This is a genomic window from Polaromonas sp. YR568, from assembly GCF_943369675.1.
In the GTDB taxonomy this organism is placed as follows: domain Bacteria; phylum Pseudomonadota; class Gammaproteobacteria; order Burkholderiales; family Burkholderiaceae_C; genus Polaromonas.
Genome location: NZ_CALROB020000034.1, coordinates 15,273 through 29,329 on the forward strand (window position 1 = coordinate 15,273; position 14,057 = coordinate 29,329).

Annotated in this window: 15 protein-coding genes; 7 read left to right on the forward strand and 8 right to left on the reverse strand. The window is 66.2% G+C overall.

Annotation, left to right across the window (positions count from 1 at the left end):
* The first annotated feature begins 42 nt into the window (after positions 1–42).
* Together ACLV8F_RS17670 and ACLV8F_RS17675 are read left to right on the forward strand one after the other, a co-directional pair.
* Positions 43–966, forward strand: a complete 924-nt coding sequence (locus ACLV8F_RS17670; RefSeq protein ID WP_411885509.1) for a LysR substrate-binding domain-containing protein — start codon at positions 43–45, stop codon at positions 964–966.
* A gap of 29 nt (positions 967–995) precedes the next feature.
* Positions 996–1,829, forward strand: a complete 834-nt coding sequence (locus ACLV8F_RS17675; RefSeq protein ID WP_411885510.1) for a phosphatase PAP2 family protein — start codon at positions 996–998, stop codon at positions 1,827–1,829.
* Positions 1,830–1,835: 6 nt separating this feature from the next.
* Here ACLV8F_RS17675 and ACLV8F_RS17680 read toward each other — a convergent pair whose 3' ends face one another.
* Both ACLV8F_RS17680 and ACLV8F_RS17685 read right to left on the reverse strand, forming a co-directional pair.
* The gene (locus ACLV8F_RS17680; protein WP_411885511.1) at positions 1,836–2,798 is read right to left on the reverse strand and encodes a pyridoxamine 5'-phosphate oxidase family protein; all 963 of its coding nucleotides are present in this window, start codon (positions 2,796–2,798) and stop codon (positions 1,836–1,838) included.
* Positions 2,795–3,448, reverse strand: coding sequence for a glutathione S-transferase family protein (locus ACLV8F_RS17685; RefSeq protein WP_411885512.1), 654 nt, complete (start codon positions 3,446–3,448; stop codon positions 2,795–2,797). The genes ACLV8F_RS17680 and ACLV8F_RS17685 overlap by 4 nt, the downstream gene beginning before the upstream one ends.
* Positions 3,449–3,593: 145 nt before the next feature.
* On the opposite strand from ACLV8F_RS17685, the gene ACLV8F_RS17690 reads away from it, so the two are divergent.
* Both ACLV8F_RS17690 and gorA read left to right on the forward strand, forming a co-directional pair.
* The gene (locus ACLV8F_RS17690; protein ID WP_411885513.1) at positions 3,594–4,484 is read left to right on the forward strand and encodes a LysR family transcriptional regulator; all 891 of its coding nucleotides are present in this window, start codon (positions 3,594–3,596) and stop codon (positions 4,482–4,484) included.
* A 55-nt stretch (positions 4,485–4,539) separates the two neighbouring features.
* Positions 4,540–5,910, forward strand: a complete 1,371-nt coding sequence (gorA, locus tag ACLV8F_RS17695) for a glutathione-disulfide reductase (protein WP_411885514.1) — start codon at positions 4,540–4,542, stop codon at positions 5,908–5,910.
* 103 nt (positions 5,911–6,013) lie between these two features.
* Here gorA and ACLV8F_RS17700 read toward each other — a convergent pair whose 3' ends face one another.
* On the reverse strand, positions 6,014–7,015 hold the full coding sequence (locus ACLV8F_RS17700) for an FHA domain-containing protein (RefSeq protein WP_411885515.1): 1,002 nt from the start codon (positions 7,013–7,015) through the stop codon (positions 6,014–6,016).
* Entirely contained in the window at positions 7,012–8,364 is a 1,353-nt protein-coding gene (locus ACLV8F_RS17705; protein ID WP_411885516.1) for a serine protease, read from the reverse strand. The genes ACLV8F_RS17700 and ACLV8F_RS17705 overlap by 4 nt, the downstream gene beginning before the upstream one ends.
* Before the next feature lie 84 nt (positions 8,365–8,448).
* On the opposite strand from ACLV8F_RS17705, the gene ACLV8F_RS17710 reads away from it, so the two are divergent.
* Genes ACLV8F_RS17710 through ddpX form a run of 3 tightly spaced genes read left to right on the forward strand, consistent with a single transcriptional unit; the run spans position 8,449 to position 10,920 of the window.
* Positions 8,449–8,802 (forward strand): hypothetical protein, encoded by a 354-nt coding sequence (locus ACLV8F_RS17710; RefSeq protein WP_411885517.1) that lies wholly within the window; start codon positions 8,449–8,451, stop codon positions 8,800–8,802.
* A gap of 31 nt (positions 8,803–8,833) precedes the next feature.
* Positions 8,834–10,333, forward strand: a complete 1,500-nt coding sequence (locus ACLV8F_RS17715) for an AMP nucleosidase (RefSeq protein WP_411885518.1) — start codon at positions 8,834–8,836, stop codon at positions 10,331–10,333.
* 17 nt (positions 10,334–10,350) lie between these two features.
* Positions 10,351–10,920: a D-alanyl-D-alanine dipeptidase gene (ddpX, locus tag ACLV8F_RS17720; protein ID WP_411885519.1), complete on the forward strand. Its 570-nt coding sequence runs from the start codon at positions 10,351–10,353 to the stop codon at positions 10,918–10,920.
* Positions 10,921–10,938: 18 nt separating this feature from the next.
* Here the strand turns inward: ddpX and ACLV8F_RS17725 are convergent, their stop codons facing one another.
* From ACLV8F_RS17725 to ACLV8F_RS17740, 4 genes are all read right to left on the reverse strand, one after another.
* Positions 10,939–12,024: a mechanosensitive ion channel family protein gene (locus ACLV8F_RS17725; RefSeq protein ID WP_411885520.1), complete on the reverse strand. Its 1,086-nt coding sequence runs from the start codon at positions 12,022–12,024 to the stop codon at positions 10,939–10,941.
* A gap of 13 nt (positions 12,025–12,037) precedes the next feature.
* Positions 12,038–13,243: a formate-dependent phosphoribosylglycinamide formyltransferase gene (gene purT / locus ACLV8F_RS17730; protein WP_411885556.1), complete on the reverse strand. Its 1,206-nt coding sequence runs from the start codon at positions 13,241–13,243 to the stop codon at positions 12,038–12,040.
* A 91-nt stretch (positions 13,244–13,334) separates the two neighbouring features.
* Positions 13,335–13,649, reverse strand: coding sequence for a HigA family addiction module antitoxin (locus ACLV8F_RS17735; protein ID WP_411885521.1), 315 nt, complete (start codon positions 13,647–13,649; stop codon positions 13,335–13,337).
* A gap of 54 nt (positions 13,650–13,703) precedes the next feature.
* Positions 13,704–13,982, reverse strand: coding sequence for a type II toxin-antitoxin system RelE/ParE family toxin (locus ACLV8F_RS17740; RefSeq protein ID WP_411885522.1), 279 nt, complete (start codon positions 13,980–13,982; stop codon positions 13,704–13,706).
* Positions 13,983–14,057: the final 75 nt, after the last annotated feature.

Consider the following 14,057-nt stretch of genomic DNA (forward strand, 5'->3'; position numbering starts at 1 on the left):
CGGGGTATTCCTGCCACTCATGCAACTACAGCCATTCATGCCATGCTGAACCCTTCTTCCTCCCATGCGCTGCGCGCCATGTCGCTGGACGCGATACGCGGTTTTGAATCGGCGGCGCGCCACCTGAGCTTTACCGCCGCCGCCGAAGAGCTGTGCATCACGCAGTCGGCCGTCAGCAAACAGGTCAAAAGCCTGGAAGACGCGCTGGGCGCGCCGCTGTTCCTGCGCGGCGGCAAGGGTTTGAGCCTGACGCCGCAGGGCCGCGCGTTGTATGAGGCGGCCCGCGCCGCGCTGGGGCAGCTGGCCTCGGCCGTGGACCGGCTGCTGGCGGTGGACAGGGCCTCGGTGGCCGTCACCACCACGCCTTCTTTTGCCGCGCTGTGGCTGGCGCCCAAGCTGGCGAAGTTCCAGCTGCAGGAGCCCGCCATCGACGTGCGCGTGGACGCGTCGGAAGCCCGCGTGAACCTGGAACGCGAAGGCATGGACCTGGCAGTGCGGCTTTATCCGGTGCAGCCGGGCGATGAGGGCCCGCCGCCGCTGCTGCAGGAGCAGGCCCTGCTGGTGGCGGCGCCGGCCGTCGCGGCGCGCATCCACACGGCCGCAGACATCCCGGCCACGCCGCTGCTCGTCTATTACGACCCGGCCACGCGTTTCCCGTGGATGTCATGGCCCGACTGGTACGAGCGCCTGGGTTTGAAGCAATCGTCGCAGCAGCCCTGTTTGTATTTTTCGCAGTACGAGCACGTGCTGAACGCCGCCGTGCAGGGCGCCGGCCTGGCGATAGGGCGCACGCCGCTGGTGCTGCCCTTGCTGCGCAACGGCCAGCTCACCGTCGTCCTGCCCGGCCAGACGGTGGCCGGTTTGGGCTATCGCCTCGTGACCTCCACCCATAGCGCCGAGCGGCCGGCCGTACAAAAATTCCGCGCCTGGCTGGAGCGTGAACTGGCGCTCGAAGCCATCGGCTGATGTGTTGCGTCGCATGAATCGTTCTTGCCATGAAAGTTGACTCTCCCGCCGTGATGTCAGCCGTCGAGGCTCTGGCCACGCACGCATTGCCCGCGTTCGGTATCGCCTTGCTGCTGGTGCTGGCGGGCGTCGCGGTGCTCTGGCAGCTGGGGCACCATTACGGTGTGCGCCGCCAGGAAAGCCGCTGGCCGCCGATCGCCTACCTCGCCGGCCATCTGATGCTCGGCTTTGCCGTCATCGCCGGCAGTGCGGCGCTGTTCGCAGAGATCGCCGAGGAGCTGGGGGAAGGCGAGCAACTGGGCCGGCTGGACCTGCTGTTCTCCGACACGCTTCGCAGCACACTCACACGGGAAGTACTGCAGATTTTTGCGGTGCTGACGCATCTTGGCGACCCCTCTGTCCTCACCGTTCTGTGTGTGCTGGTGGCCCTGCTTTTGCTGTTGCGCCGTCAGCGCCTGCTGGCAGCGGGCTGGGTGCTGGCTGTCGCAGGCAATGCCTTGCTCAATCCCGCGCTCAAAGGCATTTTTGCGCGAACACGGCCCGTCCACGACCACGGCTTCGCCTCTGCGCAGGGGTGGAGTTTTCCCAGTGGCCATGCTTCCAGTTCGGTCGTGGCCTACGGCATGCTGGCGTATTTGCTTGTACGCCTGTTGCCCGCGCACTGGCCCGCCGGCCTGCGGCTGGCGGCGGTGCTGCTCGCCACGGCGCTGGCGTTTGTCACGGGCAGCAGCCGCGTCTTCCTGCAGGTTCACTTTGCCAGTGATGTACTGGCTGGATTTGCGTCGGGCACAGCCTGGCTCGCAGTCTGCATCGGCACGCTGGAATTGGCCCGCTACAGAACGGGACAGAGGCCTGCGCCGTAACGTCGCTCATGCCCAGGCGCCGGTCGCTTCAGACGCCGGCGACAACTCCGCCTCGCCCCAGCGCAGCGGCAAGGAAGACTCCACCAGGCGCATGGATTGCACCTTGAAGCGCATCAGGCGCTGGGCGCCGGCAAAGGAATCGACCTCGGGGCCGTCCCAGATGATCCCGGCCGTGACGGCCACATACAGCAGATCGCCGGTGTCGAAGTCGACGAACAGCAGGCCGGCGCGCGGGTTCACCACCAGGTTGCCCAGCGTGTTGAAAAAGTAGTTGCCGACAAAGTCCGGCACGGTCAGCGTGCCGTCGGCTTCCACGCGCACAAAGCCGGGCTTGCCGCCGCGGTGCGACACGTCGACGCCGCCCGCACTGCCGGCTTCGTCACTGTCGCCCGCATAGGCGGTGGCGATGAACAGCGTGTCGGCCTGTTCGATCATGCGGCGCGCCGCGTCGCCCAGCTGCGCCGACTCGTGCACCACAGGCTCTGCTGCGGGAACGGGGCGGTCCACATACAGCGGTTCACGCGCCTGGATGTATTTGGGGCAGTTGCCGAAGCTCTGGCTCAGTTCCACCGCAAAGCCCGAGGCATTGACGCCGCGGACGATGCCGTTCATGCGGTTGCGCCGGCGCGTGTGCGGCTCTATGCCCAGCAAGCCCATCGCCGCGCCATCGACCAGCGTGCCCTGCAAAGGGTCACCGGGCAGCGGCTGCGCGCGCAGCAGCAGGTGGCGCGCATCGGGCGAATGGATAAAACCCGGCGGCTGGGCCAGTATCGATGCCCAGGGCTGGCCGTTTGCATCCACCGTGCCGGCGACGACAAAGGGCAGCTGCTCAAAAAACTCGCGGTGCTGGTCGGGCATGAAGTCGCGGATCACGCGCGGGCCGATTTCGGCCATACGCGCGCGCACGGCCGGGCTCACGCGCGCCTGTACCGCGCGCTCGCCCGCATGGAAGGTGGGGGCGGCCATCATGCTGCGAGTCCTATCGGCGTCCGGACCATGGGCAGGAAGCGCGGCAAGGCCTCGATGCGGGCCAGCCAGGCACGCATGCGGGGATAGGCCTCCAGCGAGACATTGCCTTCGGGCGCATGGGCCGAATAGCTGTAGTTGGCGATGTCGGCCAGCGTGGGCGTGCTGCCCGCGAGGAAGGCCGACTGGCCCAGTTGCTGCTCCATCACCGCGAACAGGGCGTGGGCGCGTTCAATCGACTCCGGGCTTTCGGGCCGCTTGAAGAGCTGGATCACGCGCGCCGCGGCGGGGCCGTAGGCGAGCTGCCCTGCCGCGACCGACAACCAGCGCTGCACCGCCGCGGCGGCGATCGGGTCGCGTGGCATCCACTGCTCGGCATCCGAGGCATAACGCGCATTGAGGTAGACCAGGATGGCGTTGGAGTCGGCCAGCGTCACATCACCGTCCTGGATCACCGGCACCTGGCCGAAGGCGTTCATCGCCAGGAAGGCCGGTGTCTTGTGCCCTTTGGTGGCCAGGTCTATCTCGATGCGCTCGAAAGGCAGGCCCAGCAGCGAGAGGAACAGTTCCACCCGGTGCGAATGCCCGGAGATGGCGACGCGGTACAGGCGGATGGGCTGTGCGGGTGCGGCTTTGGCGGCGGGTGTGCTCATGGTGGGCTTTCGGTAGGTTGCAGGGTGAAGAAGCTGTGTATGGGATGGATTTTGTTTGAACCGTTATCCTGAATAAATGGCTTCTATGTCATTTAACTAATCCATTAACTGGATGAATTGCTGCAACCGGCGTAGCATGTGGCCCATGGACAAGCTCAGGGCCATGCAGGCCTTTATTCACATCGCGGAACAAGGCAGCCTCACGGCCGCGGCCCAGGTCATGGAATCGTCATTGCCGGCCATGGTGCGCACGCTGGCCGGCTTTGAGGCGCAGCTGGGCGTGCGGCTTTTCAACCGCACGACGCGGCGCATCTCGCTGACCGAAGAAGGCCGGCGTCACCTGGAAAGCTGCCGCCAGCTGCTGGCCGCGCTGGCCGACGCCGAGGCGGCGCTGTCGGCCGACGCGGCCGAGCCCGCCGGCCACCTGACCATCACCGCGCCCATGCTGTTCGGGCAGATGCACGTGGCGCCGGCCGTCACGCGCTTTGTGCAGCAGCACGAGAAGATGCGCTGCTCCATGGTGCTGCTGGACCGGGTGGTCAATTTGCTGGAAGAAGGCATTGACGTGGGCATACGCATAGGCGAGCCCGAGGACTCCAGCCTGGTGGCGCAGAAGGTGGGCTACATCCGCCGCCTGGTGGTGGCCAGCCCCGACTGGCTGCGCCGCCACGGCGTGCCGAAACACCCGAAAGATTTGCTCAAGGCCAACTGCGTGCGCATCACCGACCATTCCCCCACATGGGGCCCGTTCAATGACCAGGGCAAGCCGCTGCGCCTGGCGGTCAGTGGTAATCTGGAGTTCAACCAGATCGCACCGGCCGTGGCGGCCTGCGCGGCGGGCGCGGGATTCGGCTCGTTTTTCTCCTACCAGGTGGCGCCGTTTCTCAAGAACAAGCAACTGCGCACCGTGCTGGAGGATTTCGAGCCGCCGCGCCGGCCCATCAACATTGTTTACCCGCACGCCCGGCTGCTGCCCATGCGCACGCGGGTGTTCATCGAGTGGATGAAAACGGAACTCCAGGAGTTCCAGGCTTGACGCCCGGCATTCAGGCACCAGATAAGAACCGATAAGAGAAGAAGGAATACAGCGCATGAAGACTTTTGACTTTGACCTTTTTGTCATCGGCGGCGGCAGCGGCGGCGTGCGCGCCGCGCGCATGTCGGCCCAGCGCGGCGCGCGCGTGGGCCTGGCCGAAGTCGCGGCCATGGGCGGCACCTGCGTGAACGTGGGCTGCATCCCGAAAAAGCTCTACAGCTATGCCGCCCACTACGGCGACAGCTTTGAAGAGTCGCACGGCTTCGGCTGGGTCGGCGAGAAGCCGGTCTTCGACTGGGACATCCTCAAGGCCAACCGCGCGCGCGAGATTTCGCGGCTCAACGGCATTTACGTGCAGTTGCTCGAAAGCGCGGGCGTGAAGATCATCAAGGGCTGGGCCCGCCTGCTCGACGAGCACACCATCGAAGTCGACGACCAGAAATTCACCGCCAAACACATCCTGGTCTCCACCGGCGGCACGGCCACCGTGCCCGCCCTGCCCGGCCGCGAGCATGTGCTGACTTCCGACCACATGTTCGACCTGAGCCCCTTCCCCAAGCGCCTTCTGGTGGTGGGCGGCGGCTACATCGCCTGCGAGTTCGCCTCCATCTTCAACGGCCTGGGCTCGGAGGTGACGCAGGTGCACCGCCGCGACATGCTGCTCACGGGGTTTGACGACGACGTGCGCCGCTTTGTCGCCGCCGAGATGGGCAAGACCGGCGTGAAGCTGCAACTAGGCAGCGAAGTCGATTCCATCACCAAGACGGACACCGGCCTGCAGGTTGAACTCAAAGGCGGCGCCGGCAGCCTGGAAGTGGACGCGGTGCTGTACGCCACGGGCCGCGTGCCGAATGCCAACGGCATCGGGCTGGAAGCCGCTGGTGTGGCGGTCGACGCCGCCGGCGCGATCCAGGTCAACGACCGCTACCAGACCTCCGTGCCTTCCATCTACGCACTCGGCGACGTCACGGCGCGCATGCAGCTGACGCCGGTGGCGCTGGGCGAAGCCATGGTGGTGGTGGACGAACTCTTCGGCCCGGCCGCCGGCAAGAAGCCGCGCAACATGAGTTATGAGTTTGTGCCGACCGCCGTTTTCACCCACCCCAACATCGGCACGGTCGGTTATTCAGAAGCCGACGCGCGCGCGAAGTTCGGCAAAGTCACGGTGTTCCGCGCCGACTTCAAGGCCCTCAAGCACACGCTGAGCGGCAGCACCGAACGCACGCTGATGAAGCTGCTGGTCGAAGACGCCACCGACCGCGTGGTGGGCCTGCACATGGTCGGCCCGGACGCCGGCGAAATCGTGCAGGGCTTTGCGGTGGCCATGAAGGCCGGCGCGACCAAGGCCATCTTTGACAGCACGATCGGGATTCACCCGACGGTGGCGGAAGAGTTTGTGACGATGCGGGAGCCGGTCAAGGACTAGCGCCTGTTCGGGACTCGCCTGAATCACGCCTGCCCGCACTACCGTTCGCCCTGAGCCTGTCGAAGGGCTTCGACAAGCTCAGCCCGAACGGTGGGGTGAAGTATCAATCAGCGTCCGGATCCTCTGGCGTATCCACATCCGGTTCGCGGTCCTTCAAGCGCTCATCCAGCCGCTGGCGAATCGCCCCAGCCTCGTCCAGAAACTGCGGCACCGGTACCGCAGGCGCCATGCGCAACGCGGGCGGGTAGATGGTGGACATATACAGCTTGTTCGACAGGCGCTTGTTCTGCAGCCAGTTGGTGCCCAGCATGGCGACCAGGCCGAGCACGGCGATGCCGGCCACCAGCCCGGCCAGGCCGCGGCGGCGCTGCGGCACGATGACCGTCAGGTGCATGTAAATGGCGGCCGCGCCGCCCAGCAGCACCAGCAGCCCCTCAAAACGCGCCAGGCTCTCGAGCGAGAACATAAAGGCCAGCAGGCCGGCCAGCACGGACACCGCCTGCACCGCCAGCGAACTGAAGCAGGCGATGCGCACGTGGCGCCAGAATTGCAGGTGGGCGGTGAACAGCTTGGTGGCCAGCGCCCACAACCCGGACCAGACGGCGATGCCCAGGGCCACCGCGCCCAGCAGGCCGGGCAGTTGCCGCGCCAGTTGCGAAGGCTCGGTCAGCGTGAGCCAGGACTGGCCCAGCACCAGGGCCAGCATGCCGGCCAGCGCCACCAGCGTCCAGCCGGTGGTGCGCCACGGGAAATGCGGCAGCGGCTCTTCGGCCGCCACGGGCTCCTCGGCCAGGCGCAGGCCGAGCTTGAGCCGCCCCAGGGTCAGCGGCTCGCCGGCAGGCCAGTCGAACTGCGCATCGCGGCCGTGGCGGGCGCGGCCCAGGGCCGCGCCGTTGGCGCTGTCCAGCACCTGCACGCTGATGCCGCCTTCGGGCGTGCGGGTTATGCGCAGGTGTTCGCCGGCCACATGGCTGTCATCCAGCACCAGGTCGGCGGTGAGGGCGCGCCCCACCGTGACGGGCCAGTGGCGCACGTCGAGCCGGGCGACCACGGCGCCGTTGCGGTCGGTGGCCTGCAGCAGGCCCAGGACGGGGGTGGCGCTCATTTCGCGGCCTCCCACTTGAAGCCGGCAAGGTAATGCGCGACCAGCTTGAGGCCGTTCTCGAAACTCACGCCCTGCGCGTCCATGCGGCCCTGCACGCCGCGCGTGGACTGGTTGACCGACATGGTCAGCACAGACACGTCATAGAGGCCGGGCAGCTTGCGGTAGGCGCTCATGCAGACCACGGCGCGCATCGGCATGCCGCCGGTGTCGATGAAACGTTCCGAGCATTCGACGGGTGTGGCCTTGCGCGAGCCGCGTGTGGAAAAGGCCTCGTTGGCAAAGCTTTGCGAGTACATCGCGGAAAAGCGCAGGGGCCCGAGCTTGGGCGCGTTGTAGGCCTCGTAGCGCAGGCGTATGTAGCCGGTGTTGAAGTCGCCGGCGAAGACGTGGCTGTCGATCTGGCAGTCGGTGCGTTCGAGGTCGAAGGCCTTGAAGTCGGTCTCGCGCCCGCGGCCCCAGCAGCGGGCCAGCGCGTCGTCGGGCACGGGCACGCTGTAGCCGCCGTGCTTTTGCGCGGTCAGCGGCTGGGCGGTGAAGCGCTGCGTCAGCAGGGCCTGGTGCTCGCCGAGCTGGCGCGCGACTTCGGCATGCGCGGGTTTGGTGATGGGCTGGGCCGAAGCGGACTTGGCCAGCAGGGCCTGGGCGAATTCGGCGGGGATCAAAAAGCTCAGCAGGTCGCCGTCCAGCCGCTTGGAAACGTTGATGCCGACCACCTGGCCCGCGTCGTCGAGCGCGGGGCCGCCGCTCATGCCGGGATTGAGCGCACCGCCGAAAAAGATGCGCGGGTAAAAGCTGCGCTGCACCAGGCCGTTGTACGTGCCTTCGGTGACGGCAAAGCCGATGTCCAGCGGGTTGCCCAGCGAATAGATGCGCTCGCCGCGCGCCAGGGGCCGGTCGGCGCCGCGAAAGGCCAGCTGCGGCGTCGCGCCCGCGGCCGGCGTCTTCACGCGTAGCAGGGCCAGGTCGTTGCGCACGTCGAAGGCCAGCAGTTCGACCTCGGCCTCCTTGCCGTCCACCGGCACGTAGACGCCGCGGTAGCGCTCGGGCTCCAGCGCGAGCTGGCTGGCCACGTGGAAGTTGGTGATGATGAGGCCGTTGGCCGAGACAAAAAAGCCCGAGCCCACACTGGCCTGGGTGTTGGAGTTGCGCAGCAGGGTGCGTATCTGCACCAGCTTGTCGCGTGTGGTCTCGTAGGCGCGCTGGGCGTCGCGCGAGATCTGGGCCGGTGCCGCGGCGGGAGCGGCGGCGGCCGGTGCGGGGGCTTGGGCGTGGGCCGCCTGGAGGCAAAGCGCCCCCAGGATGGCGGCCAGCATGGCGCACAGTTTCCGGGAGGGCGTGGAATGGTTCATCGAGTCATTCTAGGGCGGGGCCATGTCAGTTGCCGCACAATGGTGGCATACACCGTGCTTTCCCCGTCCATGACAAGGAATCCCATGCGCCGACTGCTTCCCACGACCGTTCTCTTGCTCACCGCAGCCCTTTTGGCCGGCGCGGCGCAGGCCTCTTCCCCCGCCGCCTGGTCGGCCCACGACAAGGAAGTGGCCGCCGCCTGCGTCAAGGCCAGCGGCCTGAAGGACGCCAAGCCCGCCGGCCAGCCCATGGCCTATGACGACGGCGTGGGCATGACGGCCCTGCTGGTGGCCGGCCACTACCCGCAGCCGCACATGAAGAACCGGGCCGGCCGCGTGCTGTGCCTGTTCGACCGCAAAAAGCGCGAAGCCGTGGTGACCGAAGCCGACCAGATCACCCTGGCGCCGGTTGCCGCAACAAGTAAAGCCAAGAAGTAAACCCAAAAATTAAAAAACAGGTTATCGATTCATGCCCTATCTCCCGCCCTTCATCGCCCCCACCCGCTACAGCGACCCGGCCGCCGCGCTGGCCCAGGTCCGCGCGATTTACGACCAGCAGATTGCCCACCTGCGCAACGCCATGCAACGTTACGTGGCCGGCGAAACCCTGCCCGGCCATGTGCGCGCCTGCTATCCCTTTGTGCGCATCCACACCGACACGGTGGCCCGCGCCATCCTGGAGACGCCGGACATCTCGCAACTGAGCTTTGGTTTTGTCGCCGGGCCCGGCCGCTTTGAGACCACGCTGACGCGGCCCGACCTCTACGGCAACTACTACCTCGAGCAGTTCCGCCTGCTGATGCAGAACCACGACGTGGAGCTCGAAATCGGCACCAGCACGCAGCCGATACCCATCCACTTTTCGTTCGCCGAGAACGACCACATCGAAGGCAACATGACGGCTGCGCGGCGCATGCTGATGCGCGACGTGTTCGACCTGCCCGACCTGGCCGCCATGGACGACGGCATCGCCAACGGCACGTATGAGCCCCTGCCCGGCGAGCCGCAACCGCTGTCGCTGTTCACGGCCGCGCGTGTCGACTACTCACTGCAGCGCCTGCGCCACTACACCGGCACCTCGCCGCACTGGTTCCAGAACTTCGTGCTGTTCACCAACTACCAGTTTTATATCGACGAATTCGTGCGCCTGGGCCACGAGGCCATGGCCGACCCGGACAGCGAATACATCGCCTTCATCGAGCCCGGCAACGTGGTGACACGGCGCACCGGCCTGCCGGCGGCGGCCGGCGACGAACTCGGCGTGCAGCCGCCGCGCCTGCCGCAGATGCCGGGCTACCACCTGCTGCGCGCCGACCGCAGCGGCATCACCATGGTCAACATCGGCGTGGGCCCGGCCAACGCCAAGAACATCACCGACCACATTGCCGTGCTGCGCCCGCACGCCTGGATCATGCTGGGCCACTGCGCGGGCCTGCGCAACAGCCAGCAACTGGGCGACTACGTGCTGGCCCACGGCTATGTGCGCGAAGACCACGTGCTGGACGAAGAACTGCCGCTGTGGGTGCCGATTCCGGCGCTGGCCGAGATCCAGGTTGCGCTGGAAAAAGCCGTGGCCGACGTGACCCATGCCGTGGGCCCCGACTTGAAGCGCATCATGCGCACCGGCACCGTGGCCTCCACCGACAACCGCAACTGGGAGCTGCTGCCGGGCAACCAGCCGCAGCGCCGCTTCAGCCAGAGCCGCGCCGTGGCGCTGGACATGGAAAGCGCGACGATTGCCGCCAACGGTTTCCGCTTTCGCGTCCCCTACGGCACGCTGCTGTGCGTGAGCGACAAGCCGCTGCACGGCGAGATCAAGCTGCCCGGCATGGCCAACCACTTCTACCGCGAGCGCGTCGACCAGCACCTGCGCATAGGCATACGCGCCATCGAGCTGCTGCGCGCCGAAGGCATCACGCAGCTGCACAGCCGCAAGCTGCGCAGCTTTTCGGAAGTGGCCTTCCAGTAAACCCGCACCAGAGCTTCATGAAACCAGCGCCCCTCGTCCAGATCCGGGAAGCCACGCACGACGTCGTGATCGACATGATGTATGCGCGGCCCGACAACTTCACCGGCCAGGTGATCTACGGCCACACGCTGTGCTTTCTGCACCCCGAGGCCGAAGCCTGCCTGCGCCGCGCGGTGGCGGCGGCGCGTGCCTTTGGTTTCAGGCTGAAAATTTTTGACGCCTTCCGTCCGCACGAGGCGCAGGAAGCGCTGTGGGCGGTGCTGCCGGTGCCGGGTTATGTGGCCGACCCGGCCAAGGGCTCCAACCACACGCGCGGCGTGGCGGTGGACTTGACCCTGCTGGACGCCGAAGGCAAGGAGCTGGACATGGGCACGCCGGTCGACACCATGACCCCGGCCTCGCACCATTTTTACGCCGGCCTGCCGGCCGCCGTGCAGGTCAACCGCATGTATTTGCTGACCATCATGCTGGAGGCCGGCTTTGTGCACCACGCCATGGAGTGGTGGCACTACCAGTTGCCCGAAGCGAAGGAATTCGAGCTGGTCAGCAGCGCGGTGTTTGCGGGTTGCCTGGACGCGGCGGCCTGAAAAAGCCCCTCGCCGGCTTCAAACGCCGGGCGGCGGCGTCTCTGCGGATTTTTCGCCCCCGGCGATTTCGGCGCGCATCAGCGGCAGGAATTGCGGGTATTCGCGCTGCATGAAATCCACCAGCGCCTCGCGTACCTTGCAGCGCAAGTCCCAGTTGAGGCTGGAGTTGCCCGAGGTGACCAGCACGCGCAGCTGCATGCTGCGCTCGCCGGCTTCCACCACCTGCAGCAGGCACAGGCGCTTGTCCCATTCGGCGGCGGCTTCGCAGGCCTGGCGCGCCGCCTGGCGCAGCGGCTCCAGCGGCATGCGGTAGTCCACCCACACAAACACCGTGCCGATGATTTGCGCGCTGTTGCGCGTCCAGTTCTGGAAGGGGTTTTCAATAAACCACTGCAGCGGAATGACCAGGCGCCGCTCGTCCCAGATTTTCAGCACCACGTAGGTGCCGGTGATTTCCTCGACGCGGCCCCATTCGCCCTGCACGATGAGCACGTCGTCGATGCGCAGCGGCTGGGCCAGCGCGATCTGCAGCCCCGCGATCAGGTTGCTGAACACCGGGCGCGCCGCGATGCCGGCCACGATGCCGATCACACCGGCCGAAGCCAGCAGGCTGGCGCCCAGCTGGCGCGCGCCCGGGAAGGTCATCAGCATCAGCGACAGGCCCCCGACCAGCACCATGAAGCCGGCGGTGCGCGCGAGCAGCCGCGTCTGGGTGTGGATGCGGCGCGCGTTGAGGTTGTCTTCGACCTCGACCGAATGCTGGCCGATGATGCCTTGCGCCACGCCGTCGATGGCGCGCAGCGCGAGCCAGGTGATGGCGGCCAGCAGCAGCAAGGCATTGCCGTGGCGCACCTGTGAAATCAGCGCCAGCGTATCGGGCGCCGCCTGCCAGACGGCCTGCAGGGCGATCAGCGGCAGCACCACACGCGAGGGCCGCCAGCAGCGCCGCGCCACCGCGTTGGCCACCGGCAGGCCGCGCGTGATGCGCCAGATCACCACGGCGCCGACGCGGTGCACCACCAGGGCCAGCACCACGGCCACGACGGCCGAGAGCAGCACGCGCCAGGAGGAGTCTTCCAGCAGGTGGAGTTCGCCGAAATTCATCGTGGGCAGGTTCTCAATCAGCCTTGCGCGGGCGCACCAGCGCGGCCGCCGTCTTGGCGTTGATGCGCGCGGTTTCCACGTCGGCGTCGAAGGCCAGCGCCACGCCCATGCGGCGCTTCACAAAACTCTCGGGTTTGCCGAAGAGGCGGATGTCGGAATTGGGAACGCGCAGCGCCTCGGCCACGCCCTCGAAGACGATGCCCATCGCGTCGACGCCGCCGTAGATCACGGCGCTGGCGCCCGGGGTCTTGAGGGCGGTGTTGACCGGCAGGCCCAGGATGGCGCGCGCATGCAGCTCGAACTCGTTTTGCCACTGCGTGCACATCGTCACCATGCCGGTGTCATGCGGGCGCGGGCTGACTTCGCTGAACCAGACATCGTCGCCCTTGACGAACAACTCGACGCCGAACAGGCCCTGGCCGCCCAGGTTGTCGGTCACGGCCTTGCAGATGTCGCGGCTTTTTTGCAGCGCGGCCGGGCGCATGGGGTGCGGCTGCCAGCTTTCCACATAGTCGCCGCTGACCTGCACGTGGCCTATGGGTTCGCAGAAGTGGGTTTCAATCTTGCCGTCGGCGCCCAGCGCGCGCACGGTGAGCTGGGTGATCTCGTAGTCGAAGTCGATAAAGCCTTCGACGATCACGCGGCCGTGGCTCACGCGGCCGCCGGCCATGGCGTAGTCCCAGGCTTTTTTCACGTCGTCCGGCCCGGAGATCTTGCTCTGGCCTTTGCCCGAGGAGCTCATCACGGGTTTGACGATGCAGGGGTAGCCGGTGGTCGAATCAATCGCGGCCTGCAACTCTTCCAGTGAATCGCAGAACACATAGGGGCTGGTCGGCAGGCCCAAGGTTTCGGCGGCCAGGCGGCGAATGCCCTCGCGGTCCATGGTCAGGCGCGCGGCGCGGGCCGTGGGAATCACGCGCACCGTGCCGGCGGCTTCGAGTTCTTCGAGCATGCCGGTGGCAATCGCCTCGATCTCGGGCACGACCAGGTCGGGCTTTTCTTTTTCAATCAGGGCCTTGAGCTGGGCCGGGTCGCTCATGGTGATGGTGCGCGCATGGTGGGCCACCTGCTGGCCGGGCGCGTTTTCATAACGGTCGGTGGCAATCGTTTCCACACCCAGGCGCTGCAGCGCGATCAGCACCTCCTTGCCCAGCTCGCCGGAGCCGAGCAGCATGACTTTGGTCGCGTGGGGGGACAAGGGGGTTCCGAAAGTGGTGATGGTCATAAATGTTCGGGTGAGAAATAAATCAATCGGGAAGTTTAGGACACGCGCGGAGCGAGCAGCTTAAAGCCGCGCTTGAGTCCTGAAGTCAGGCGGCAAGCGCAAAGCGTTCGTCGTGGTACGCCGCGATGGCGGTCAGTTCCTTGGCCAGCGCGTCTTTGGCAACGGCGGTGTCGTAGTCGACTTGCAAGCCGCTCCAGAAACCCTCGCTCGTGCCGAAAAAGCGCGACAGGCGCAAGGCAGTGTCAACGGTCACGGCACGTTTACCGGCAAGAATTGCCGCAATACGGGTCAAGGGGACATGGATTTCCTTGGCCAGGCGGTAAGGCGTGATTTCCATCGGTTTCAGGAATTCCTCGGCGAGGATTTCGCCGGGGTGGGGATAAGGGATCTGGCGTGTCATAAAAACTCCTTTCACGGCAGCTTCATTCAACTATTCGAGGAGAAAGTTCAGGGTTCAGTGGTAGTCCACAATTTCAACGTCTTCAGCGCCGTTGTCGGTCCAGCGAAAACACAAGCGCCACTGGTCATTGATCCGGATGCTGTGCTGCCCTTTGCGGTCCTTCTTCAGGGCCTCCAGCTTGTTCTGGGGCGGTATCTTCAGGTCCGTCAACACGGCGGCCCGGTTCAGCATCGCCAGCTTGCGCATGGCGACCGTTTCAATGTTGACCCATCGCCTGACACGTTTGCCATCAAACAGGCTGTGCGTGTCTTTGCATTTGAAGCCCAGGATCATGCCAAATGGTAACGCGATACGTCAGTATCGTCAAGCGTCACCATGCCTCACTTAACCTTGGCGAGGCGGGTTTAT

Coding starts and splice junctions, on each gene's coding strand:
- ACLV8F_RS17670 (WP_411885509.1), top strand. CDS start 43: ATGCTGAACCCTTCTTCCTCCCATGCGCTGCGCGCCATGTCGCTGGAC.
- ACLV8F_RS17675 (WP_411885510.1), top strand. CDS start 996: ATGAAAGTTGACTCTCCCGCCGTGATGTCAGCCGTCGAGGCTCTGGCC.
- ACLV8F_RS17680 (WP_411885511.1), bottom strand. CDS start 2,798: ATGATGGCCGCCCCCACCTTCCATGCGGGCGAGCGCGCGGTACAGGCG.
- ACLV8F_RS17685 (WP_411885512.1), bottom strand. CDS start 3,448: ATGAGCACACCCGCCGCCAAAGCCGCACCCGCACAGCCCATCCGCCTG.
- ACLV8F_RS17690 (WP_411885513.1), top strand. CDS start 3,594: ATGGACAAGCTCAGGGCCATGCAGGCCTTTATTCACATCGCGGAACAA.
- gorA (WP_411885514.1), top strand. CDS start 4,540: ATGAAGACTTTTGACTTTGACCTTTTTGTCATCGGCGGCGGCAGCGGC.
- ACLV8F_RS17700 (WP_411885515.1), bottom strand. CDS start 7,015: ATGAGCGCCACCCCCGTCCTGGGCCTGCTGCAGGCCACCGACCGCAAC.
- ACLV8F_RS17705 (WP_411885516.1), bottom strand. CDS start 8,364: ATGAACCATTCCACGCCCTCCCGGAAACTGTGCGCCATGCTGGCCGCC.
- ACLV8F_RS17710 (WP_411885517.1), top strand. CDS start 8,449: ATGCGCCGACTGCTTCCCACGACCGTTCTCTTGCTCACCGCAGCCCTT.
- ACLV8F_RS17715 (WP_411885518.1), top strand. CDS start 8,834: ATGCCCTATCTCCCGCCCTTCATCGCCCCCACCCGCTACAGCGACCCG.
- ddpX (WP_411885519.1), top strand. CDS start 10,351: ATGAAACCAGCGCCCCTCGTCCAGATCCGGGAAGCCACGCACGACGTC.
- ACLV8F_RS17725 (WP_411885520.1), bottom strand. CDS start 12,024: ATGAATTTCGGCGAACTCCACCTGCTGGAAGACTCCTCCTGGCGCGTG.
- ACLV8F_RS17735 (WP_411885521.1), bottom strand. CDS start 13,649: ATGACACGCCAGATCCCTTATCCCCACCCCGGCGAAATCCTCGCCGAG.
- ACLV8F_RS17740 (WP_411885522.1), bottom strand. CDS start 13,982: ATGATCCTGGGCTTCAAATGCAAAGACACGCACAGCCTGTTTGATGGC.